The 21,751-nt window shown below is 63.9% G+C and carries 21 protein-coding genes; 10 read left to right on the plus strand and 11 right to left on the minus strand.

Annotation, left to right across the window (positions count from 1 at the left end; genetic code table 11):
* The first annotated feature begins 36 nt into the window (after nucleotides 1-36).
* From murJ to K1177_RS15290, 4 genes are all read left to right on the plus strand, one after another.
* A complete protein-coding gene (murJ, locus tag K1177_RS15275; RefSeq protein ID WP_224704293.1) occupies nucleotides 37-1,632 on the plus strand; it encodes a murein biosynthesis integral membrane protein MurJ in 1,596 nt (531 codons plus the stop codon).
* 61 nt (nucleotides 1,633-1,693) lie between these two features.
* A complete protein-coding gene (trpS, locus tag K1177_RS15280) occupies nucleotides 1,694-2,725 on the plus strand; it encodes a tryptophan--tRNA ligase (protein WP_224704295.1) in 1,032 nt (343 codons plus the stop codon).
* Nucleotides 2,726-2,737: 12 nt separating this feature from the next.
* A complete protein-coding gene (locus K1177_RS15285) occupies nucleotides 2,738-3,208 on the plus strand; it encodes a universal stress protein (protein WP_224704297.1) in 471 nt (156 codons plus the stop codon).
* 106 nt (nucleotides 3,209-3,314) lie between these two features.
* Entirely contained in the window at nucleotides 3,315-3,881 is a 567-nt protein-coding gene (locus tag K1177_RS15290) for a NifU family protein (protein ID WP_224704300.1), read from the plus strand.
* A 199-nt stretch (nucleotides 3,882-4,080) separates the two neighbouring features.
* On the opposite strand, the gene K1177_RS15295 is transcribed toward K1177_RS15290, so the two are convergent.
* The 3 genes from K1177_RS15295 to rpsO all read right to left on the minus strand — a co-directional run bounded on the left by K1177_RS15295 (nucleotide 4,081) and on the right by rpsO (nucleotide 7,728).
* Nucleotides 4,081-4,716 (minus strand): L,D-transpeptidase, encoded by a 636-nt coding sequence (locus K1177_RS15295; protein WP_396120246.1) that lies wholly within the window; start codon nucleotides 4,714-4,716, stop codon nucleotides 4,081-4,083.
* Nucleotides 4,717-4,956: 240 nt separating this feature from the next.
* A complete protein-coding gene (pnp, locus tag K1177_RS15300; protein WP_224704302.1) occupies nucleotides 4,957-7,089 on the minus strand; it encodes a polyribonucleotide nucleotidyltransferase in 2,133 nt (710 codons plus the stop codon).
* 369 nt (nucleotides 7,090-7,458) lie between these two features.
* Nucleotides 7,459-7,728, minus strand: a complete 270-nt coding sequence (gene rpsO / locus K1177_RS15305; protein WP_224704304.1) for a 30S ribosomal protein S15 — start codon at nucleotides 7,726-7,728, stop codon at nucleotides 7,459-7,461.
* A gap of 277 nt (nucleotides 7,729-8,005) precedes the next feature.
* Between rpsO and miaB the strand changes: the two genes are divergently transcribed.
* Both miaB and K1177_RS15315 read left to right on the plus strand, forming a co-directional pair.
* Nucleotides 8,006-9,409, plus strand: coding sequence for a tRNA (N6-isopentenyl adenosine(37)-C2)-methylthiotransferase MiaB (gene miaB / locus K1177_RS15310; RefSeq protein WP_224704313.1), 1,404 nt, complete (start codon nucleotides 8,006-8,008; stop codon nucleotides 9,407-9,409).
* A gap of 22 nt (nucleotides 9,410-9,431) precedes the next feature.
* Nucleotides 9,432-9,914: a GNAT family N-acetyltransferase gene (locus K1177_RS15315; RefSeq protein WP_224704322.1), complete on the plus strand. Its 483-nt coding sequence runs from the start codon at nucleotides 9,432-9,434 to the stop codon at nucleotides 9,912-9,914.
* 9 nt (nucleotides 9,915-9,923) lie between these two features.
* On the opposite strand, the gene K1177_RS15320 is transcribed toward K1177_RS15315, so the two are convergent.
* Nucleotides 9,924-10,421, minus strand: coding sequence for an SRPBCC domain-containing protein (locus K1177_RS15320; RefSeq protein ID WP_224704324.1), 498 nt, complete (start codon nucleotides 10,419-10,421; stop codon nucleotides 9,924-9,926).
* Nucleotides 10,411-10,764, minus strand: coding sequence for an ArsR/SmtB family transcription factor (locus tag K1177_RS15325; protein ID WP_224704326.1), 354 nt, complete (start codon nucleotides 10,762-10,764; stop codon nucleotides 10,411-10,413). Before K1177_RS15325 ends, K1177_RS15320 begins: the two co-directional genes overlap by 11 nt.
* A gap of 192 nt (nucleotides 10,765-10,956) precedes the next feature.
* Between K1177_RS15325 and K1177_RS15330 the strand changes: the two genes are divergently transcribed.
* The 3 genes from K1177_RS15330 to K1177_RS15340 all read left to right on the plus strand — a co-directional run bounded on the left by K1177_RS15330 (nucleotide 10,957) and on the right by K1177_RS15340 (nucleotide 13,703).
* Nucleotides 10,957-11,988 carry a PhoH family protein gene (locus tag K1177_RS15330; RefSeq protein ID WP_224704328.1) on the plus strand — a complete coding sequence of 344 codons (1,032 nt, stop codon included), beginning with the start codon at nucleotides 10,957-10,959 and terminating at the stop codon, nucleotides 11,986-11,988.
* Nucleotides 11,989-12,125: 137 nt separating this feature from the next.
* The gene (gene ybeY, locus K1177_RS15335) at nucleotides 12,126-12,602 is read left to right on the plus strand and encodes an rRNA maturation RNase YbeY (RefSeq protein ID WP_224704386.1); all 477 of its coding nucleotides are present in this window, start codon (nucleotides 12,126-12,128) and stop codon (nucleotides 12,600-12,602) included.
* 183 nt (nucleotides 12,603-12,785) lie between these two features.
* Nucleotides 12,786-13,703: a hemolysin family protein gene (locus K1177_RS15340; protein ID WP_224704388.1), complete on the plus strand. Its 918-nt coding sequence runs from the start codon at nucleotides 12,786-12,788 to the stop codon at nucleotides 13,701-13,703.
* Between the two features lie 74 nt (nucleotides 13,704-13,777).
* Here K1177_RS15340 and infB read toward each other — a convergent pair whose 3' ends face one another.
* The 4 genes from infB to rimP all read right to left on the minus strand — a co-directional run bounded on the left by infB (nucleotide 13,778) and on the right by rimP (nucleotide 19,563).
* Nucleotides 13,778-16,243, minus strand: a complete 2,466-nt coding sequence (gene infB / locus K1177_RS15345; protein ID WP_449508576.1) for a translation initiation factor IF-2 — start codon at nucleotides 16,241-16,243, stop codon at nucleotides 13,778-13,780.
* Between the two features lie 358 nt (nucleotides 16,244-16,601).
* The gene (locus tag K1177_RS15350; protein WP_263574975.1) at nucleotides 16,602-17,303 is read right to left on the minus strand and encodes an RNA-binding protein; all 702 of its coding nucleotides are present in this window, start codon (nucleotides 17,301-17,303) and stop codon (nucleotides 16,602-16,604) included.
* A gap of 28 nt (nucleotides 17,304-17,331) precedes the next feature.
* Nucleotides 17,332-18,939, minus strand: a complete 1,608-nt coding sequence (gene nusA, locus K1177_RS15355) for a transcription termination factor NusA (RefSeq protein WP_224704390.1) — start codon at nucleotides 18,937-18,939, stop codon at nucleotides 17,332-17,334.
* Nucleotides 18,940-19,563 carry a ribosome maturation factor RimP gene (rimP, locus tag K1177_RS15360; RefSeq protein ID WP_224704392.1) on the minus strand — a complete coding sequence of 208 codons (624 nt, stop codon included), beginning with the start codon at nucleotides 19,561-19,563 and terminating at the stop codon, nucleotides 18,940-18,942.
* 607 nt (nucleotides 19,564-20,170) lie between these two features.
* On the opposite strand from rimP, the gene K1177_RS15365 reads away from it, so the two are divergent.
* Nucleotides 20,171-20,446: a hypothetical protein gene (locus K1177_RS15365; RefSeq protein ID WP_224704394.1), complete on the plus strand. Its 276-nt coding sequence runs from the start codon at nucleotides 20,171-20,173 to the stop codon at nucleotides 20,444-20,446.
* Between the two features lie 48 nt (nucleotides 20,447-20,494).
* On the opposite strand, the gene K1177_RS15370 is transcribed toward K1177_RS15365, so the two are convergent.
* Nucleotides 20,495-20,878, minus strand: coding sequence for a winged helix-turn-helix transcriptional regulator (locus K1177_RS15370; RefSeq protein WP_224704396.1), 384 nt, complete (start codon nucleotides 20,876-20,878; stop codon nucleotides 20,495-20,497).
* Between the two features lie 116 nt (nucleotides 20,879-20,994).
* Nucleotides 20,995-21,717: a tRNA (guanosine(46)-N7)-methyltransferase TrmB gene (trmB, locus tag K1177_RS15375; RefSeq protein ID WP_224704398.1), complete on the minus strand. Its 723-nt coding sequence runs from the start codon at nucleotides 21,715-21,717 to the stop codon at nucleotides 20,995-20,997.
* Nucleotides 21,718-21,751: the final 34 nt, after the last annotated feature.

The following is a 21,751-nucleotide window of genomic DNA, read 5'->3' on the forward strand; positions in this document are numbered from 1 at the left end:
TTCGGCTCCATGGCTTCCCTCCCCTCTGAGGGGTGGGTGGGCAAGCGGCCCGGTTCCGGCCCGTTCCCGGCCATGAGCCTTTATCGCAATTTCCTGTCGGTGGGCGGGCTGACCCTGGTGTCGCGCATCGCCGGCTTTGCCCGCGATGCCCTGATGGCGGCGGTGCTGGGCATCGGCCCGGCGGCGGACGCCTTCAACGCCGCCTTCCGCTTTCCCAATCTGTTCCGGCGCCTGTTTGCCGAAGGCGCCTTCAACACCGCCTTTGTGCCCATGTTCTCCTCCGCGCTCGAAACGCAGGGCGAAGAGCAGGCCAAGCTGCTGGCCAGCCGCATCATGAGCTGGCTGGTGGCGGCCATCATCGTGATCACCATCCTGGCCGAAATCTTCATGGAACCCATCATGCGGGTCTTCGTGCCGGGCTTTGCCGATCCGGACAAATTCGCGCTGACGGTGTTCCTCACCCGCATCATGTTCCCCTATCTGGCCTGCATGTCGCTGATGGCCGCCTATGGCGCCATCCTCAACACGCTGGGGCGCTTCTTTGCCGCCGCCTTTGCCCCGGTGATCCTCAATATCGTCAATATCGCCGCGCTGGTGCCGCTGGCCATTCTCGTGCTCGAGGACAAGGCCGACGCCGCCTTCTGGGTGGCCATCGCCACCATGCTGGGCGGCATTGCCCAGCTGGCGCTGGTCTATGCCGCGGTGCGCCGCTCGGGCTTTGTGCCGCGACTGGGCCTGCCCTGGCCCAATGCCGAGGTGCGCCGCTTCTGGCTGCTGGCCATTCCGGCGATCCTGGCCGGGGGCATCACCCAGATCAATATCGTGGTCGGTACCGTCATCGCCTCGACGGCGCCGGACGCCATTTCCATCCTCTCCTATGCCGACCGGCTCTATCAGCTGCCGCTGGGCATCATCGGCATTGCCATCGGCACGGTGCTGCTGCCCGAGCTCAGCCGCCATCTGAGCGCGGGACGGAATGACGAGGCCAAGGCCAGCCAGGACCAGTCGCTGCTGCTGGCCATGCTGCTCTCCATGCCGGCGGCGGCGGCGCTGGCCTCGCTGGCCCTGCCCATTGTGCGGGTGCTGTTCGAGCGCGGTGCCTTTGACGCCAGCGCCACCGCCCATGTCGCCGAGGCGCTGGTGGGCTATGCCTGGGGCCTGCCGGCCTTCGTGCTGATCCGCGTGCTGCAGCCGGGTTTTTTCTCGCGCAAGGACACTGTCACCCCCACGGTTTTCGCCGGCATTTCGGTTGTGGCCAATATCGGCCTGTCGCTGCTGCTGTTCCCCAGCCTGCAGCATGTCGGCATTGCGCTGGCCACCACCCTCTCATCCTGGCTCAACGCGGCCATGCTCGCCTTCTTCCTGGCGCGGCGCGGCTACTTCGCCCTGCCGCTGGCCTCGCTGCGCAAGCATGTGCTGACCATTGCCAGCAGCCTCGTGATGGCCGGCGTGCTCTATGTGCTGGCCCACCGCGCCAGCGCCATCTTCGCCCCCGGCGCCAGCTTTCCCATCCAGGCCGCGGCGCTGTTTGCCATCTGCGTCTTCGGCACCGTGCTCTATTTCACCCTCGTCCATATCTCCGGCGCGCAGCCGCTGGGCATGCTCTGGCGCCGCTTGCGGCGGCGGGGCTGACTTGCTCCCTTTGGCCTGCGGGTGTACTTCGGCAGGCTGCTAAACCTGATCGGTGTGACTTATGACTTTCACTCCCCGCGTCTTTTCGGGCATCAAGCCCTCGGGCGATCTGCATCTGGGCAATTTCCTGGGCGCCATCCGGCGGTTCGTGCCGCTGCAGGAGACGCATCAGACCATCTATTGCGTGGTCGACATGCATGCCATCACGGTCTGGCAGGACCCCGAGGATCTCAAGCGCTGGACCTATGAGATCGCGGCCGCCTATATCGCCTCGGGCCTGGACCCCAGAAAGTCGATCATCTTCAACCAGTCCCAGGTGGTCGAGCATGCCGAGCTAAGCTGGATCTTCAACTGCGTCGCCCGCATGGGCTGGATGGCGCGCATGACCCAGTTCAAGGACAAGGCCGGCGAAAATTCCGAGAATGTCTCGCTGGGCCTGTTCGCCTATCCCAGCCTGATGGCGGCTGACATCCTGCTCTACAAATCCACCGCCGTGCCGGTGGGCGAGGATCAGCGCCAGCATCTCGAACTGACCCGCGACATCGCCAAGAAGTTCAACCACGACTTCAAAAAGCAGATCAAGGCGCAGGGCATCAAGGGCGACTTCTTCCCCATCACCGAGACCCTGGCCACCGGCCCGGCCATGCGGGTGAAGAGCCTGAAAGACGGCACCAAGAAGATGAGCAAGTCCGACGCCTCGGACCTCTCGACCATCTATATGATGGACGACGCCGACCTGATCGCCAAAAAGATCAAGCGCGCCACCACCGATGCCGACGCCCTGCCCAGCGAAGCTGCGGGACTTGAGGGACGCCCCGAGGCAGAAAACCTCGTGGGCATCTATGCCGCGCTCGCCAACAGCAGCGTCGATGACGTGCTGGCCCAATATGGCGGCCAGGGCTGGGGCAGCTTCAAGCCGGCGCTGGGCGATCTCGCCGTGTCGGTGCTGGCCCCGGTGGCTGAGGAAATGCGGCGCCTGGTCGCCGATCGCGGCGAAATGGATGCCATCCTGCGCGACGGCGCCGAACGCGCCCGGGCCATTGCCCAGCCGGTCATGGAAGACGTGCGCAGAATTGTCGGCTTTGTTCGCTAGGGAGGTCCGGCCATGTACGCGACCGAATACAAGCGCAAATTCCTGGTGGTGATCGACGAGACCGTCGAATGCGATCGGGCCCTGACCTTTGCCGCCTATCGCGTCAAGCGCACCGGCGGCACGGTGGTGCTGATGAGCATCGTGCAGAAGCCCGAATTCATCGGCCTGGGCGTGGAGGACGTATTGCGCGCCGAGGCCGTGGAACAGGCCGAGCGCAACCTCGACACCCGCCTCGCCCGCATCCGCGACATCGGTGACGTCAAGGTCGAATCGGTGATCCGCGAAGGCGAAGGCGCCGAGGAAATCGAGCGGCTGATCGGGGAAGACCGCGACATCGCCATCCTGGTGCTGGCGGCCTCCACCGGCAATGAGGGCCCCGGCCCGCTGGTGACCCATTTTGCCGCCCGCGCCCATGCGCTGCCCATTCCGCTGACCGTGGTGCCCGGCCGCATGAGCGATGACGAGATCATTGCCATCTGTTAAGGCGCACAGCCGCCATGCAGGCGGACGGCAAGCGGGGTTTTCCCTTGCATCCTGAGCCCAGAAGACTATTTTAGAAGCGTTCTAATCGTAAACCGCAGGCGCCCCGATGTTCATTCAGACCGAAGCCACGCCCAATCCGTCCACGCTCAAATTCCTGCCCGGACGCGACGTGCTGGTGGGCGAGCCGCGTGATTTCCGCGGCCCCGAGGCCGCCAGCGCCTCGCCGCTGGCCACCGGCCTGTTCGCCATTTCCGGCGTGACCGGCGTGTTCCTGGGCTCCGACTTCATCTCGGTGACCAAGGACGACACCAACTGGGCCCATATCAAGCCGGCCATCCTGGGCGTGATCATGGATCACTTCCTCTCCGGCAAGCCGGTGATCGCCGAAGGCGGCCCGGCCATTGCCAATCTCGACGAGGTCGATGAGTTCTTCGACGACGACGACAGCGAGACCGTCGAAGTGATCAAGGAGCTGCTGGCCACCCGCGTGCGTCCGGCCGTGGCCATGGACGGCGGCGACATCACCTTCAAGGGCTTCAAGGAAGGCACCGTGTTCCTGCACATGCAGGGCGCCTGCTCGGGCTGTCCCTCCTCCACCGCCACGCTCAAGAGCGGCATCGAGAACCTGCTCCGCCACTTCGTGCCGGGCGTGGAATCGGTGCAGCAGGTCTGATCGACCCGCCAGCGGCTGCGGGCTCCGCCCCCGCCAGACAGATATGCAAAAGGCCCGGTGAGTGATCACCGGGCCTTTTGCTTGTCATATTCGTCTTGGGGGCCGGGCCAGTGTCGCGACAGCAGTGAACTTCGCTTCGGTGACTACGGATTCCGAAGCAAGGCGCCCCGCTGTCGCGGCATTGGCCCGGCGGACGTGATCAGGCGTTGATCACGACCACGCGCGTCCCGGTGGGCACGCGGCCATAGAGGTCGATAATATCCTGGTTCATCAGGCGGATGCAGCCCGAGGAGACATTGGTGCCGATGGTATAGGGTTCGGTGGTGCCATGCAGGCGGAACAGCGTGTCGCGGCCATCCTTGTAGAGATAGAGCGCGCGCGGCCCCAGCGGATTGGTCGGGCCGCCTTCCATGCCGCCGGCATAGGGGCCATAGCGCTCGGGTTCGCGCTTGATCATGGACTGGGTCGGCGTCCAGCGCGGCCATTCGGCCTTGCGGCCAATGGTGGCGGTGCCGCGGAAGACCAGGGCCTCGCTCTTGCCCACGCCCACGCCATAGCGCAGCGCACGACCGCCTTCCATCACCAGATAGAGGAAGTGGTTGGGTGTATCGACCACCAGCGTGCCCGGCCGCTCGGAGGTGACATAGGGCACTTCCTGACGCCAGAACTGGGGATCGACGCGGCGCAGGTCCATGGCCTGCACGACGAACTTCTCATTGGTCATCGTGCCGTACATCGCCTGGTAATAGGGGTCGATGCGCGGTTCGGTGGTCACCGGAGTACGGGTGCTGGAGCAGGCTGCGAGTGTGACGGCCGGCAGGCCGATCATGAACATGCGACGAGAAAGCAAGGTAAAACCTTATTGCGGAGTTCGAGCGTTGCGGACGATACTTGATCTGTTCACTAGGGGTTGCCGGGAAGCTCGACTAGTGCAGGAAAGCCTCAATACGAAGCTGGCGTGTGCCCGGACCGGTCTCTCTCGAAGATGTGATTGCAATCACGCCGCCAGCCCAGGCCACGACAGCAAAAAGGCCCGGATTGCTCCGGGCCTTGATGTGTGAGGAAAGCGCCCCGATTACTCGGCGGCTTCTTCCTTGAGTTCCTTGCCGGTGGCCTGATCGACCACCTTCATGGACAGGCGCACCTTGCCGCGCTCGTCAAAGCCGAGCAGCTTGACCCAGACCTTGTCGCCTTCCTTGACCACATCGGTGGTCTTGGCGACGCGCTGTTCGGCCAGCTGGCTGATGTGCACCAGGCCGTCCTTGGCGCCGAAGAAGTTCACGAACGCGCCGAAATCGGCGGTCTTGACCACGGTGCCCTGGTAGATGGCGCCCACTTCGGCTTCGTCGGTGATCGACTTGATCCACTTGATGGCCGCTTCGATCTGGCTGCCGTCGCTGGAGGCGATCTTGATGGTACCGTCGTCCTCGATGTTGATCTTGGCGCCGGTCTTTTCCACGATCTCGCGGATCACCTTGCCACCGGTGCCGATCACTTCACGGATCTTGTCGGTCGGGATCTTCATGGTCTCGATGCGCGGTGCGAACTCGCCCACTTCCGAACGGGACGCGGTGATGGCCTTGGCCATTTCGCCCAGGATGTGGATACGGCCGCCCTTGGCCTGCTCGAGGGCGATCTTCATGATCTCCTCGGTGATGCCGGCGATCTTGATGTCCATCTGCAGGCTCGTGACGCCCGCTTCGGTACCGGCCACCTTGAAGTCCATGTCGCCCAGGTGATCTTCGTCACCCAGGATGTCGGACAGCACGGCGAACTTCTCGCCTTCCAGGATCAGGCCCATGGCAATGCCGGCCACCGGACGCGCCAGCGGCACGCCGGCATCCATCAGGGCCAGCGAGGTGCCGCACACGGTTGCCATCGAGGACGAGCCATTGGACTCGGTGATCTCGGACACCACGCGAATGGTGTAGGGGAATTCCTCGATCGAGGGACGGATCGGGTTGATCGCGCGCCAGGCCAGCTTGCCATGGCCGATTTCGCGACGGCCCGGGGAACCCATGCGGCCAGCTTCACCCACCGAGTAGGGAGGGAAGTTGTAGTGCAGCAGGAAGTTCTGCTTGTAGGTGCCTTCCAGGCTATCGATGTACTGCTCGTCATCGCCCGTGCCCAGCGTGGCCACGACCAGCGCCTGGGTTTCGCCACGGGTGAAGATGGCCGAACCATGGGTGCGCGGCAGCACGCCCACTTCCGACACGATCGGACGCACGGTCTTGAGATCGCGGCCGTCGATGCGCAGGCCGGTGTCGAGCACGTTCCAGCGCACGATCTTGGCCTGGAGGTTGTGCACCACCTCGCCCAGATCTTCCTTGGAGAATTCGCCGGCCTCGACGCGGGCGGCAAAAGCCTCCTTCACCTTGGCATTGGCGGCATCCACGGCAGCATAGCGCTGCTGCTTGTCGGTGATCTTGTAGGCAGCGCGCAGGTCAGCCTCGGCAACAGCCAGGACTTCCTTTTCCAGCGCCGAGTAATCGGGCGGGGTAAAGTCGCGCGGTTCCTTGGCAGCGAGCTCGGCCAGCTTGATGATGGCCTGGATCACCTTGCGGCTCTCGGCATGGCCGAACATCACGGCACCCAGCATCACTTCTTCGCTGAGTTCCTTGGCTTCGGACTCAACCATCAGCACGGCGTCGTCGGTGCCGGCCATGACCAGGTCGAGCTTGGATTCGCTGCGACGATCAACGGGCAGGTTCAGCACATACTGGCCATCGACATAGCCGACGCGGGCAGCGCCGATCGGGCCCATGAAGGGCACGCCCGAAATGGTCAGGGCAGCCGAGGCGGCAACCATGGCCAGCACGTCGGGATTGTTTTCCATGTCGTGCTGCAGAACGGTGACGACCACCTGGGTCTCGTTCTTGTAGCCTTCGGGGAACAGCGGGCGGATCGGACGGTCGATCAGGCGCGAGACCAGGGTCTCGTTCTCGGTCGGACGGCCTTCGCGCTTGAAATAGCCACCCGGGATCTTGCCGGCGGCAAAGTATTTTTCCTGGTAGTTCACGGTCAGCGGGAAGAAGTCCTGGCCCGGCTTGGCGGACTTGGCGCTGACAACGGTGGCCAGCAGCACGGTTTCGCCCAGGGTGGCGAGCACGGCGCCGTCGGCCTGGCGGGCAATCTTGCCGGTCTCAAGGGTCAGCGGCTGGCCGCCCCAGTTGAGCTCGACCTTGTGGTGATCAAAATTGATCGTCATTGCTATCGTCTTTCCATTCTGCCGGCTGAGCGGTAACGCGGGAGGCGTAGGTCATCCCGCGAACTCATCCGGTGCGCCCGCACCTGCGACCCCACCCCATGTGTGGCCCAGGCTCAAAATCAGGCACTGTTGCGTCTGGCGAAGACGAAACATGGGCAAGACAACAAGCAGCTCCCGGTCGAAAACGGGATGCCTCACGAGACCAAAACCAGGGACTGATTTTGCCAAGCGTGAGGCGAGGGAGCGGCCAATAATCCTGCCATGCTCCGGCATGCGCCGGTCTACGCTAGTCGTTGCGCCGCCTGGGGCGGCAAAACGTTGGCGAGTGCGGAAGGCATCCCCCCGCACCCGCAATTCAGCTGGCGCGCCTTAGCGGCGCAGGCCGAGCTTTTCGATCAAGGTCTTGTAACGAGCCTCGTCGACCTTCTTGACGTAGTCGAGAAGGCTGCGGCGGGTCGAAACCAGCTTGAGCAGGCCGCGGCGGGAATGGTTGTCCTTGGCGTGGCCCTTGAAGTGCTCGGTGAGGTTGGCAATGCGCTCGGACAGGATAGCCACCTGAACTTCCGGCGAGCCGGTGTCGTTGGCAGTGGTGGCGTATTCCTTGATCAGAGCGGTCTTGCGCTCGGCAGTGATCGACATCGGATAGATCCCTTCAACAGTGAGGATTGCGGTCGCCCCGGCCGGGATGTCGTCCAGGAGGGGCCATGACTGCCGCGGCCCGATGGGCGCGCGACAGGCGTCCCTATAGTGCAAATGCCGCGCCAACGCCAGACCATATTGAGCCGCACTGCGGCCCACAGCCCCGGCCAGCGGGCCTGTCCCGCCGCAAGCCTCTTCGCCTTGCTGGCCTGAAAGGCGCTGCCAGACCGCTTTCAGCGGCTATGACGCTCACCGCAAAGTCTGGTAAAGAGCCGGCATGACCGAGATGACCCCGACCCGCCCCAACACCAAGAAGCTGTTCATCAAGACCTATGGGTGCCAGATGAACGTCTATGACAGCGACCGCATGACCGATGCGCTGGCGCCGCACGGCTATGAGACCACGCTCGACATGGCCCAGGCCGACCTGGTGCTGCTCAACACCTGCCATATCCGCGAAAAGGCATCTGAAAAGGTGTTTTCCGAGCTGGGCCGGCTCAAGGAACTGCAGACCGAGCGCCGCGCGCTGGGCGGCGACATGCTGATCGGCGTGGCCGGCTGCGTGGCCCAGGCCGAAGGCGAGGAGATCGCCCGCCGTGCGCCGGTGGTCGACATGGTGTTCGGACCCCAGGCCTATCACAAGCTGCCCGACATGCTGGCCCGCGCCGAAGGCCAGCGCCACATGCACCCGGCGCTCAAGAAAGCCATCATCGACACAGACTTCCCCGAGGAAGACAAGTTCGAGCACCTGCCAGCCGCCCGCAAGGAAGTGACCATCAAGCGGGGCCTGACCGCCTTTCTGACCGTGCAGGAAGGCTGCGACAAATTCTGTAGCTTCTGCGTGGTGCCCTATACCCGCGGCGCCGAAGTCAGCCGCCCGGTGCACCAGGTGCTGGCCGAAGCGCGGGGCCTGGTCGACGCCGGCGTCAAGGAAATCACCCTGCTGGGTCAGAACGTCAACGCCTATCATGGCGACGACAAGGGCCGCGTGGTGGGCCTCGGTGAGCTGGCGTATCTGCTGGCTGAAATTCCCGGGCTCGAGCGCCTGCGCTACACCACCAGCCATCCCCGCGACATGGACGATGCCCTGATCGCAGCCCATCGCGACCTCGATATCCTGATGCCCTATCTGCACCTGCCGGTTCAGTCGGGCTCCGACAGCATTCTCAAAGCCATGAACCGGCGCCACACGGCAGCCGAATACCTGGCCGTGATCGAGCGCATCAAGACCGCTCGACCCGACATGGCGCTCTCGGGCGATTTCATCGTCGGCTTCCCCGGCGAGACGGACCAGGATTTCGAGGACACGCTGAGCATCATCCGCGAGGTCGGTTATGCCTCGGCCTATTCCTTCAAATATTCCACCCGCCCCGGCACGCCGGGCGCAGGCCTCTCCGATCAGATCGCCGAAGAGGTCAAGACCGAGCGGCTCTATCGGCTGCAGGAACTGGTCAATGCCCAGACCACGGCCTTCCATCTCAGCTGCGTTGGCAAGACCCTGCCCGTGCTGATCGAACGCCCCGGCCGCATGCCCGGCCAGGTCGGCGGCCGCTCGCCCTATCTGCAGGCCGTGCATCTGGAAGGCTCGACCGACCTGATCGGCGCGATCCATCCGGTGGAGATCATCGGCACCAGCACCAACTCGCTGGTCGGCCGGCTCAAGCAGGCGGTGGCGGCTTAGTGGCGCCATGAGCAAGGGCGGCTTGCTCCAGACAGCACTTCCCGGCCTGGACCTGCGGCCGCTGACGGCAAGCGATGCCCCCGCCCTGCACCGCCTCGTCGCGGAAAACGCCACGCACCTGACCGCCCATGGCGACTATGCCGACCTCTTGGCCGCCACCCAACAAGCCATGGAACTGGCGCTGTCGGAGGCTTCCAATCGCCATCTGCGATTTGGTCTTGTGGTCAATGACCAGCTGGTGGGGCGTCTCGATCTCGTTCCGGTCGAGCCACCGCGCTATGGCATCGGCTATTGGCTCGCCAGCGCCGCGACCGGCAAAGGCTATGCCACGGCGGCCATCACCGCGGCCTGCGCCTATGCCAGGGATGATCTGGGCGCGTCTGACATTTTTGCCGGCGTGACCCATGGCAACCACAAGAGTGCTGCCGCGCTGGGCCGCGCGGGCTTTCGCAAGGTCGAGACTTTCGAGCGCTATGCGCGCTTTCACCTGTCCTTGCGGACATAGGCCCCAGCCTCAGCCCGCCAGTTCGACAAGGATCGCGTCGAGCTGGGTGAACTGTTCGGGCGCGGCGTCGAGGCCACCCAGGGAGGTTTCGAGGGCGGCCTTGCTGGGATAGACCTCGCTGAAGGTCAGATGCGTTCTGCCATCCTGTTCCACCAGGGTGACGGTGGAAATGGCGCCGTCCGGGCCTTCATCATTGCTCCAGACGATGCGGTGGGGCGGGACGACATCGAGATAGCGGCCGAAAAAGGCAAAGCTGCTGTCGCCCTCGCCGGCGAATTCGAGGCGATAGGTGCCGCCGGTGCGCACATCCATCTCGCAGGAACGCAGGGCAGCGCCCAGTGACTTGGGCACCCACCAGCGTTGGAACAGCGCCGGATTGCTCCAGGCCTCGAACACCAGCCGCGCCGGCGCATCAAACACGCGCGTCACCGCCATTTCGGTGTCGGACACGCGCCGCACCACCGTCTGGCCAAGGTCCTGGTTCATATCGACCTGCCTAGTGTCCATTGCTGTTCTCCCTGCGTTTGAGTTCGTCCACGACTGCGTCCAACCGGTCAAAGCGCTGGTCCCAGAGCTGGCGATAACGCTCGATCCAGGCCGCTTCCTGTTCCAGCCGGCTGCTGCCCAGCCGGCAGGTGCGCACGCGCCCAACCTTGTGGGTGGTCACCAGCCCCGCCCGCTCCAGCACGCCCACATGCTTTTTCATGCCGGTGAGCGTCATCTGGAAGCGCGTTGCCAGATCGGTGATCGAGGCATCCGAGCGCGTGAGCTGTTCGAGCACGCCGCGGCGCGTGGCGTCCGAGAGGGCGGCAAAGGCGGTATCGAATTGTGTCTGCTGAAACTGAACCATGTAGTTCAGTATAGTGCCTGTCCCGTGAGGAGCAAGCCCAAAAGAGGGCCGTGGCTCGCCCTTGCCGTTCATCGGCCTTGTCACAATATTGCTACAGACACGGGCGCCAAATCATCCTAGCCTCGTCAATGTAGTCGCGGCGCAAGCCCGCAGCCGCGCTGAGCGTGGAGCCACACCAGTTTGAGCAGGCATTTGTCCCCGACCGCAGACAACGCACTCGCATCCCAACTCGAACTCGCTTTTGAAGACAACCGCCTGGCTGCCCAGCTGTATGGCGACTTCGACCAGAACCTGGCGCTGATCGAACAGCGTCTGAAGGTAACGGCCACCCCCCGCGGCAATCATGTTCTGCTCAAGGGCGCTGCCAGCGCCGTCGACCAGGCGCGTCGCGTGCTGGAATCGCTCTATGGCAGCCTCGAGGAAGGCCACAGCATCGATATCTCCGATGTCGATGGCGTGATCCGCATGATCCAGACCGAGGACAGCCAGCTCACGCTCCCCACGCTGGAGCGCAAGGGCAAGGTGCGCATGGCCCAGATCGCCACGCGCAAATCCACCATCGTCGCCCGCACCCCCTCGCAGGACGCCTATATGCGCGCCATGGACCGCAGCGAACTGGTGTTCGGCGTCGGCCCGGCCGGTACCGGCAAGACCTACCTGGCGGTGGCCCATGCAGCCAGCCTGCTCGAACGTGGCGATATCAACCGCATCATCCTCTCCCGCCCCGCCGTCGAAGCCGGCGAGCGCCTGGGCTTTCTGCCCGGCGACATGAAGGAAAAGGTCGATCCCTATCTGCGCCCGCTCTATGACGCGCTCTATGACATGATGAAACCTGAGACGGTGGAACGCTGCATCACCTCGGGCATCATCGAGGTGGCGCCGCTGGCCTTCATGCGCGGCCGCACCCTGGCCAATGCCGTGGTGATCCTGGACGAAGCCCAGAACACGACGTCGATGCAGATGAAGATGTTCCTGACCCGCCTGGGCGAGAACTCCAAGATGATCGTAACCGGCGACCCCACCCAGGTCGACCTGCCGCGCGGCGAGAAATCCGGCCTTGTCGAAGCCGTCAACCTGCTCGATGGCGTCGAGGGCGTGCATATCTCGCGCTTTGGCGACAAGGATGTGGTGCGCCACGCCCTTGTGGGCCGCATCGTGCGCGCCTACGAAGCCGACACCGCCAAGCGCCTAGCCGACAATGCCACCGACGGTGCCGCCCGCTGAGGGCATTGGCGCCTGACCACCGCAAGTGCACCGCGGCCTGACCTGAGATTTCGGGCCAGGCCGCAGCGCATATGCGGCGTGACACCGGGGATCGCCATGGCGTATGCCATGCCCCTGAGCTGAACAGATTGAGTGGCATGCCCCCAACCCCACCCCTTGATATCGCCGTCATCATCAATGACGAGGCCTGGCCCGACACCATGGAGCCGCTGGCCGAGCGCGCCGTGCTCGAGGCGCTCAAGCAGTCCAAGGCCAAGGTCAAGGGCGCGGCCGAGCTGGCCATCGTGCTCACCAACGATGCCGAGCAGCGCGAGCTCAACCAGCAATGGCGCGGCAAGGACAGCTCCACCAATGTGCTGAGCTTTCCCCAGATCGAGCCGTTTGAGCCAGTCATTGGCATTCTGGGCGACATCACCCTGGCCCGCGAGACCCTGATTGCCGAAGCTGCCGACCAGGGCACCAGCTTTGAGGATCACTTCACCCACCTTGTGGTGCATGGATTTCTGCACATTTTAGGCTATGATCACCTCACCGACGACGAGGCCCACATCATGGAAAGCCTTGAGACCCGGATTCTGGCCAGCCTGGGGATTGCCGATCCCTATGCAGATTGAGGCGGACCGATCCGCCTGCCGGCCCAGAGCAATTTTTAGGACAGTGAGCTGCTGTTGTGGCGGCGAGAAAACATGAACGATAGCGACAGTCTGGGCCCCGTAGCGCCCGCCAATCCCGAGCCTCCTTCTAGCACCGCCTCCGTGCCCGCACGGAGGCCATCGATCTGGAACCGCGTCCGGTCCATGCTGGCCCGGGGCACGGTGTCCCTGCGTGACGATCTGCAGGTTGCGCTCGATGAACAGGGAAGCGCGGAAGCCGCCGACTTCTCCGAAAGTGAACGCACGATCCTGCAGAACGTGCTCAAGCTCTCCAATGTCTCGGTGGGCGACGTCATGGTCGAACGCAGCGACATCCAGGCCATCGAGGCCGATGTGAACCTGGGCACGCTGCTCGCCCGGTTCCGCCAGGTGGGTCATTCCCGCCTGCCCGTCTATGAGGACGGGCTCGACAATATTGTCGGCTTCATCCACGTCAAGGATGCCCTGGGCAAGATCACCGAACCGGTGACGGACCCGGCCAAGGACGTGCCGGTCAAGCTGGTCTCAAGCGTGCTCAAGCAGAAGATCGGCAAGTTCGACCTGGTGCGCACGGCCATGTTCGTGCCCACCTTCATGCCGGTGGGTGACCTGCTGCAATCCATGCGCGCCAGCCGCGTGCACATGGCCATTGTGGTCGATGAATATGGCGGCACCGATGGCCTGGTCACCATCGAGGACCTGCTCGAGGCCGTGGTCGGCGAGATCGAGGACGAGCACGACGAAATGGCCGCTGCGCTCATCCGCAAGGTCGGCCCCGATACCTATATTGCCGACGCCCGTGCCGAACTGAACGATGTGCAGCAGATGCTGGGCCCCGAGTTCGACCCCGGCGACTATGCCGAAGAGGTCGATACCATTGGCGGCCTGGTGTTTGACCTGGCCGGCCATGTGCCCAAGCGCGGTGAAAAGGTCACCAAGCTGGACGGCTTCCAGTTCGAAATTCTCGCCGCTGACAGCCGCCGCATCAAGCGCCTGCGCATCCGCCGCGTACGGGAAGAGGCCGCCGAGCCGCTGGCCATCACCGACCAGCGCAGCGACGCCGAAAAGGCCGCTGCCGAGTAGCCGCTCAATCAGAACCAGACATGAAAAAGGGCGCGGTGTGAACCGCGCCCTTTTTGTTGTGATTGCAGAGGAGACTACAGCGTGCGCTGCACGGTCTCGACGCGGAAGCATTCGATGACGTCGCCCTGGCGCATGTCTTCGTAGTTTTCGAAGGCCATGCCGCATTCCTGGCCGGTCTGGACGTCCTTGACTTCGTCCTTGAAGCGCTTGAGCGTCTTGAGCTTGCCTTCGTGGATCACGACGTTGTCGCGGATCAGGCGCACGCCGGCGCCGCGTTCCACGATGCCCTCGGTGACACGGCAGCCGGCCACCTTGCCCACTTTGGTGATCTGGAACACTTCCAGGATCTCGGCATTGCCGATGAAGGTCTCGCGACGTTCCGGCTTGAGCAGGCCGCTCATGGCGTTCTTCACGTCATCCACGAGGTCGTAGATGATGTTGTAGTAGCGGATTTCGATGCCGTCGCGGGTGGCGAGATCGGTCGCCTGCTTGTTGGCACGCACGTTAAAGCCGATGACGATGGCATTGGATGCCGACGCCAGGGTTACGTCCGACTCGGTGATGCCGCCCACCGCGCTCATCAGGATCTGCGCCGACACTTCGTCGGTCGAGAGCTTGTTGAGCGAGGCAACAATGGCTTCCACCGAACCCTGCACGTCGCCCTTGATGATCAGCGGGAACTTGGCAATGCCGGCCACCTTGAGCTGATTCATCATCTGCTCGAGGCTGGTGGCGCCGCCGCCGGCCGTCTTTTCACGGATGGCGCGCTGACGATATTCGGTGACTTCGCGGGCACGGGCTTCGGTCTCGACCACCGAGAAGCGGTCGCCTGCGCTCGGCACGCCGGTAAAGCCCAGCACTTCCACGGGCGTGGAGGGGCCGGCCGTCTTGACCTGCTCGCCCTTGTCGTTGATCAGCGCACGGACGCGGGCAAACTCGGTACCGGCGACCAGGATGTCGCCGATCGCCAGCGTGCCGCGCTGCACCAGAACCGTCGCCACCGCACCGCGGCCGCGATCGAGCTTGGCTTCGATGACCAGGCCCTCGGCACGACCATCGCGGGCCACGCGCAGTTCGAGCACTTCGGCCTGCAGGAGGATGGTCTCGAGCAGCTTGTCGAGGCCCTTCTGCGTCTTGGCCGAAACCTCGACGTCCAGCACGTCGCCGCCCATGGATTCCACGAACACTTCATGCTGCAGCAGTTCGGTCCGCACGCGCTGCGGATCGGCATCGGGCTTGTCCATCTTGTTGATGGCCACGATGATCGGAACGCCTGCCGCCTTGGCATGCTTGATCGATTCAATGGTCTGCGGCATCACGCCGTCGTCGGCGGCCACCACCAGAACAGCAATGTCGGTCGCCTGTGCACCGCGGGCACGCATGGCGGTGAACGCCTCGTGGCCCGGAGTGTCGAGGAAGGTGATCTTGCTGCCGTTCTTTTCGACCTGATAGGCGCCGATGTGCTGGGTGATGCCACCGGCTTCGCCCGACACCACATTGGCCTCGCGGATCGCGTCCAACAGGCTGGTCTTGCCGTGGTCGACGTGACCCATGATGGTCACCACCGGCGCGCGATCGGTCAGATCCTCGGCCTTGTCGTCGGCGGGGATGTCATACAGACCTTCTTCCACGTCGGCATCGCTGACGCGGCGCACGGTGTGGCCCAGCTCCGAAGCGATCAGTTCGGCCGTATCGGCATCGATCACATCGTTGATGGTGGCCATCTGGCCCTGCTGCATCAGCATCTTGATGACGGTGACGGAGCGTTCGGCCATGCGGTTGGCCAGTTCGGCGACCGTAATGGCTTCCGGGATCACCACTTCGCGGCTGATCTTGGGCGCATCCTGCTGGTTGCGGCCCATCTTCTTGTCGCGGCGGCGGCGCATGGCGGCCAGGGACGGACCCTTGTCGCGATCGCTCTCGGCGCCGGCATTGGTGACAGTCAGGCGGCCACGGGCATTGTTGTCCATGCCGGCCCGGCGAGCGGGACGCTCCGGCGTGGCGCGCGAGGCGCGACGGGCATTTTCCATTTCCGCTTCGGTGGTCGGACGCACCTGGGGTGCGCCGGTCCGGGTCTTGCGGCCATCGGCTTCGCTCGGCGGTGCGGGGGGCACATTGCCGATCGGCGCCATGCCGGCACCGGCAGGGCGACGCTCACCGGCCGGCCGCGTGGCCGTGCCGGAGGGACGGGCACCGGCAGTACCGGGACGGATCAGCGCATTGGCGCCGCGCTCGTTCTCGGGGCGGGTATTGCCGCTGGGGCGTTCGCCGGCCGGACGGGTCGGGCGCGGCGGCTGGCCGGGACGGCCGGCAACCACGCGCACGCTGGACGGGCCAGGATTGCGCTGCGAGGCGGGAACAGCCGGGGCCGATTCTGCAGCGGGCGCAGCAGCGCTCGGGGCTTCGGCAGCCGGCGCCTGTTCGACAGGCTTGGCTTCTTCGGCTGGAGCAGCCGATGCAGCAGCCTCGGCAGCCAGGCGTTCGGCCTCGGCGCGGGCAGCTTCTTCACGAATCTGCCGGCGGCGGGCGTCTTCTTCCATGCGGCGGGCTTCTTCAGCCGCGAAACGCTCACGGTCCTCAGCCTGGCGGGCGCCGGCCAGCGCCAGAGCCTGGCGGCGGGCTTCAGCCTCGGCAGCCGACAAGCCCAGCGGCGCGCGCGGCGCCTGCTGGCCCGGGCGTCCACCCTGCGGCCGGCTGTTCTGGCTCGATCCGCCGGCAGCGGGGCGCTGGGCACCACTGGGCACATTGGGCTTGGGGACCAGGCGCGTGCGTTTCTCAACGACCACCGTCGAGCGGGAAGGACCGCGCGACATGCCGGGACGGTTGCCCAGGCCTGGGCCGCCCTTCAATGTCAGCGTCTTCTTCGCGCCATTGTCGTCGGTGCGCTTGTCGTCGTTATCAGCCATGTATCTCGCGTCTTTCGTCTTGTTCCTCGGGCAAAAGGTCACCGTCAACCGCAGGGCGGCCGGTGTCCGTTTCCGTCGGTTTGGCAGTGAAAACAGCCAGTCTTCTGGCCTTTTCTACTGCCGCTTGGGCTGCAGCCCCTCTTGTGAGGGCAGCATGTATCACATTTTCTATCCCGAGTGCCAAACCCATTTGCTCTGAGGAGAGCAATTCGAAATGGGGCACCGAAAAGCCGGCAATTCCTTCTTCGGCAGCGGCATAGTGCAGCGCCTTGAGCGGGCCGAGCATCTTGTTGCGTCCGTCTTCGGCTGCATCGGTCGCCGTAATCAGCGCGACCAGGTCACCGGTGGCCAACAGGCCGCGCACCTTGGTGGCGCCAAAGGTCAGCTGCCCGGCCTTGCGGGCCATCCCCAGCGCACTCAGATAGCGCTGCTGCAGGCGCAGCTCGGTCAGACCCGGCAGATCATCGGGCAAACGCACGGCAGTTTTGAGGCTGCGTGCGAAAATATTCTTCTTTACCGCCTCGGCGACAGCCGTGCGGCTCAGACTGATCCAGACGCCACGGCCTTCGGCCTTGGCGTCGGTATCGGGCACCAGCAGATCATCGGGCCCGAGGACAAAACGGATCAGCTCTGCCACGGGCTTTTCAACCCGTGTCAGCGCGCACATCCGTTCCGTTTCCTCGCGCCGGGCCATTTCTGGTGCCCTCGCCCGGTTCCGGCCGTTAGGCCGAAACCTCATCGCCATCGACGGCCACTTCGCCGTCGTCTGCACCGGCAACATCCTCGGCATTGATCCAGCCGGCCTTGATACGGGCCTGCATGATCATGTCCTCGGCTTCTTCCCTCGAAACCGGGAAGTCCTTGAAGGTGCCTTCAAAGCGCTTGGTCTCGCCATCCTTGCGTTCGCTCCAGCCGATCAGGTCGTCGGCGGCGCAGCCGGCAAAGTCTTCCACCGTCTTGACGCCATCCTTGCCCAGAGCCACCAGCATGGAGGCGGTGAGCCCGGCAATCTCGTAGAGCTCGTCCTCGACGCCAAGCGCCTTGCGCTCTTCGTCATGGGCGCGGTCGATGGCAGCCAGATATTCGCTGGCGCGGTTCTGGATCTCGCCGGCGGTCTCCTCGTCGAAGCCCTCGATGGAGGCGATTTCATTGGTGTCGATATAGGCCAGCTCTTCCACCGAGGAGAAACCCTCCGAGGCCAGCAGCTGGGCCACCATCTCGTCAACGTCGAGCGCCTGCATGAACAGGCTCGAGCGCTCGGTGAATTCCTTCTGGCGGCGTTCGCTCTCTTCCTGCTCGGTCAGGATGTCGATGTCCCAGCCGATCAGCTGGCTGGCCAGGCGCACATTCTGGCCACGACGGCCGATGGCCAGGCTCAGCTGCTCGTCGGGCACGACCACTTCGATGCGCTCGGCCTGCTCGTCCAGCACCACCTTGGCCACATCGGCCGGCTGCAGCGCCGAGACCACGAGGTCGGCAATGGTGTCGGTCCACGGGATAATGTCGATCTTTTCGCCCTGCAGCTCGCCAACCACGGCCTGCACGCGCGAGCCGCGCATACCAACGCAGGCGCCCACGGGGTCGATCGAGGAATCCGAGGAGGTGACGGCGATCTTGGCGCGGCTGCCCGGATCGCGGGCGATCGAGCGGATGGTGATCACGCCATCATAGATCTCGGGCACTTCCTGCATGAAGAGCTTTGCCATGAACTGCGGATGGGTGCGGCTGAGGAAAATCTGCGGGCCGCGCTGTTCGCGGCGCACGTCATAGACATAGGCTCGCACGCGATCACCATAGCGGAACATCTCCCGCGGGATCAGCTCGTCGCGACGGATGATGGCTTCGCCACGACCCAGGTCGACAATGACATTGCCATATTCGACGCGCTTGACGGTGCCGTTGACGATCTCGCCGATGCGGTTGAAGTATTCGTCATACATGCGCTCGCGCTCGGCATCGCGCACCTTCTGCACGATGACCTGCTTGGCCGACTGGGCGGCAATACGGCCGAACTCCATCGGCGGCAGCGGCTCGGTGAGGAAATCGCCGATCTTGGCTTCGGGCGACTTGATCTGCGCGTGCTTGAGATCGACCTGGCGGCCGGGCTCTTCGACCGATTCCACGATCTCCAGCAGGCGCCACATGCGCGTCTCGCCCGAGCGCGGATTGATCTCCACCTTGATCTCGGTCTCGGCGCCGTAACGGCCCTTGGCGGCCTTTTCCATGGCATCCTGCATCGCCTCGATCACGACCATGCGGTCGATCGACTTTTCGCGGGCAACGGCGTCTGCGATCTGCAACAGTTCAAGGCGGTTCGCGCTAACGGCCATTTAGTGTGTCTCCTCGGAGATAGTGTCGTCGTCAGTATCGGCGACTTCGACCGTTTCGGTCTCGTCGTCATCAAGGGGATGCTGTTCCTGGTCGATCCGCGCCTTTTCCATCAGGGCGTCGGTCATCACCAGCTTGGCCTCGGCCAGGGTGGACAGCAGCAGGCGATGGTCGGGATCGGTGCCGCCGGGGGCGTCGGGCAGGGTGATGGTGACGCTCTCGTCATCCACCGCCTTGATGAAGCCGCGATAGCGCTTGCGACCATTGATCATGTCGCTGAGCTCGATCTTGGCCTCGTGCCCGATATAGGCGGCAAAGTCGCGCTGGCGCACCAGCGGGCGGTCGATGCCGGGGGAGGAGACCTCCAGGTGATATTCGCGGTCGATGGGATCTTCGAGATCAAGGACCGGCGAGACGTCCTTGGACAGCGTCTCGCAGTCAACGATGGTGAAGCGACCATTGGCGTCTTCCGCCATGATCTGCAGCGTCATGCCATTTTCCTGCGTGATGCGTACGCGCACCAGCGCATAGCCCAGGCCATTGGCAACCGGCTCGACGATACGAGCCACGCGAGCCTCCAGGCCCGTCTCTTTGATAAAGCGTGGTGCAGTGAGATCGAAGCTCATCGGTCCCTTCAGGTAATAAAAAAGAGCGGGGCCGGGCGGCTCCCACTCTGCAAACTTGCTGAGATGTTGTCGCCTTTATAGCGCCGTTGGCCGCATCTAGCAAGGCCGCGCGCCCAGACGGTCCGGGCCGGGGCAGGGACCTGTGCAGCCAAGTCCGGCCCCTGGTCGGGCCGATTACCCATCCGCATGCCGCAATTGATGCGTTTGGACGAGGGCGCGCACCGGTCCTGGACCGGTGCCAAGCGGCGGTTCACACTAAAAAAGCGTCGAGGCATGATTTTTTTCGCTTTTTGTTGGACTGTCACGCGCCTGTGATGTCATGCTTCCAAAAGGGCCACAGCCTGCTTTGAGGCGCGGTGATTTCACCGTGCTCGAACCTGTTTTGCGGATGCAAAACCGGCGCAGACCCCAGCGGTTCCGGACCGTCACTCCCAGCATATCTGGTTGCTAAAAGGAAACCGAGGCACGTTTTAATGCCTTGATTTCCTTAGAAAAACTCTCGTGACGATTGCGCGGGTTTCAACCCCTTCAATGTGCAAAAAGCCCCCTTGAGGGTTCGGCCGGGCAGGATCATTTCCAGGGTGTTCAAAACGAAAGGAACACTGAAATGATCAAGAACACTGTTATCGCCCTTATCGCTGCTGCCTCGTTTGCTGGTGTGGTTGCACCCGCCATGGCCGACACCGAAGCCTTCGGCACGGGCTCGACCGAAATGCGCGAGTTCACCGCCGACAGCATCCTGTCCAGCCTGCAGCAGAAGGGCGTGAACGCAACGTCCGTGGAAGAATGGGGCGGCCTGATCCGTGCCTATGTCACCCTCGACAACGGTCACCAGGCCATGGAACTGTTCCAGCCCGGTTCGCTGGAAAAGGTCTCCCTGTAATTTCGGCCGACCACGGCGCCGCCGGATCTTTCCGACGGCGCCCGTAGATCAGACGGGATGGCGAAGCTCGATTTCGGGCTCGCCACCCGCTGCATCGAATCGCTCACGTGCTGCGTGGATTTCCGCCCGGTGGCGCACCGTAAAGACGCGCAGATGGTCGGCCAGCTCAAGCAGGCCCCGACCCAGTTCGGTCAACTGATAATCGACCCGCGGCGGAATGGTGGCGAACATCGTGCGCTGCACAAAGCCGTCCCGCTCCAGCTCCCGCAGGGTAATGGTCAGCGTCTTTTGTGAAATGCCACCGGCATTGCGCCGGATTTCGCTGAACCGCAGCGTCTGGTCACGCAACAGCGTCACCACCGTCAATGTCCACTTGCCAGGCCTCACCGTCAGCGCATCATCACCTGTCGGGGAACTGGCTGGAACGGACATTTGACGCCTCAAAGATGTGGTAGAGGCCCCGCATATGGGGCCAAAACCTCAATTATCCAGTCCTTTGAACATTAAATTTGCGAAAGTCCGCGCCGGTATACCGGCGCGACCGGCGTTCAGCGTGCCGCGACGCGGCGGAACGTGAAGTAGAAGCTGACCATGCGCCCCTCGCGGCGCGCCTTCTGCTCGTAGCGTGTCGCCTGCCAATCGGGATAGGGCTGATGCCAGTCACCGGGGGACTGGGTTTCGAACGCAAAGCTCGGCTCCCGCAGCACATGCGCCAGCGTCCAATTGGCATAATCTTCGATATCGGTGGCAAAAAAGAAGCGACCACCCGGGCGGATCACCCGCGCCAGCTCGGCCAGCGTCGTGGGCGAGACAAAGCGCCGCTTGTGATGACGCGTCTTGGGCCAGGGATCGGGATAGAGCAGATAGACCGCATCCAGGCTCGCATCCGGCATGGCCATCAGCAGCTTGAGCGCGTCATCGGTAAACAGGCGGATATTGTCCAGTTCCCGCGCGGCGATGGTCTGCACCATCTTGCCGATGCCCCCGGTGAACACTTCGCAGCCAATATAGCCGGTTTGGGGATGCAACCCCGCCTCAAGGGCCAGGTGCTCGCCGCCGCCATAGCCGATTTCGACCACGAGTTCCTTGGCGTCCGGGAACAGGCTGCGCGGATCAAGCGGTCCGTCCAGCACGATTTCGAGTGCAGGCAGGCTGGCGTCAAAGATTGCCTGCTGGCCACCATGCAGCTTCTTGCCCGAGCGGCGGCCGAAAAACGCGCGCGGCTCGCCCGAACGGGTCTTGGGCAATTGATGATCGGGCTTGGCGGTCATGAGCGGGCCTGGGCGAAAGAGAAGCTGAGCTGCC

It is taken from the genome of Devosia aquimaris (assembly GCF_020169335.1).
GTDB lineage: Bacteria > Pseudomonadota > Alphaproteobacteria > Rhizobiales > Devosiaceae > Devosia > Devosia aquimaris.

Coding starts and splice junctions, on each gene's coding strand:
- trpS (WP_224704295.1), top strand. CDS start 1,694: ATGACTTTCACTCCCCGCGTCTTTTCGGGCATCAAGCCCTCGGGCGAT.
- K1177_RS15285 (WP_224704297.1), top strand. CDS start 2,738: ATGTACGCGACCGAATACAAGCGCAAATTCCTGGTGGTGATCGACGAG.
- K1177_RS15290 (WP_224704300.1), top strand. CDS start 3,315: ATGTTCATTCAGACCGAAGCCACGCCCAATCCGTCCACGCTCAAATTC.
- K1177_RS15295 (WP_396120246.1), bottom strand. CDS start 4,716: ATGTTCATGATCGGCCTGCCGGCCGTCACACTCGCAGCCTGCTCCAGC.
- pnp (WP_224704302.1), bottom strand. CDS start 7,089: ATGACGATCAATTTTGATCACCACAAGGTCGAGCTCAACTGGGGCGGC.
- rpsO (WP_224704304.1), bottom strand. CDS start 7,728: ATGTCGATCACTGCCGAGCGCAAGACCGCTCTGATCAAGGAATACGCC.
- miaB (WP_224704313.1), top strand. CDS start 8,006: ATGACCGAGATGACCCCGACCCGCCCCAACACCAAGAAGCTGTTCATC.
- K1177_RS15320 (WP_224704324.1), bottom strand. CDS start 10,421: ATGGACACTAGGCAGGTCGATATGAACCAGGACCTTGGCCAGACGGTG.
- K1177_RS15325 (WP_224704326.1), bottom strand. CDS start 10,764: ATGGTTCAGTTTCAGCAGACACAATTCGATACCGCCTTTGCCGCCCTC.
- ybeY (WP_224704386.1), top strand. CDS start 12,126: ATGCCCCCAACCCCACCCCTTGATATCGCCGTCATCATCAATGACGAG.
- K1177_RS15340 (WP_224704388.1), top strand. CDS start 12,786: ATGCTGGCCCGGGGCACGGTGTCCCTGCGTGACGATCTGCAGGTTGCG.
- infB (WP_449508576.1), bottom strand. CDS start 16,243: ATGGAAGAAGACGCCCGCCGCCGGCAGATTCGTGAAGAAGCTGCCCGC.
- K1177_RS15350 (WP_263574975.1), bottom strand. CDS start 17,303: ATGGCCCGGCGCGAGGAAACGGAACGGATGTGCGCGCTGACACGGGTT.
- nusA (WP_224704390.1), bottom strand. CDS start 18,939: ATGGCCGTTAGCGCGAACCGCCTTGAACTGTTGCAGATCGCAGACGCC.
- rimP (WP_224704392.1), bottom strand. CDS start 19,563: ATGAGCTTCGATCTCACTGCACCACGCTTTATCAAAGAGACGGGCCTG.
- K1177_RS15365 (WP_224704394.1), top strand. CDS start 20,171: ATGATCAAGAACACTGTTATCGCCCTTATCGCTGCTGCCTCGTTTGCT.
- K1177_RS15370 (WP_224704396.1), bottom strand. CDS start 20,878: ATGTCCGTTCCAGCCAGTTCCCCGACAGGTGATGATGCGCTGACGGTG.
- trmB (WP_224704398.1), bottom strand. CDS start 21,717: ATGACCGCCAAGCCCGATCATCAATTGCCCAAGACCCGTTCGGGCGAG.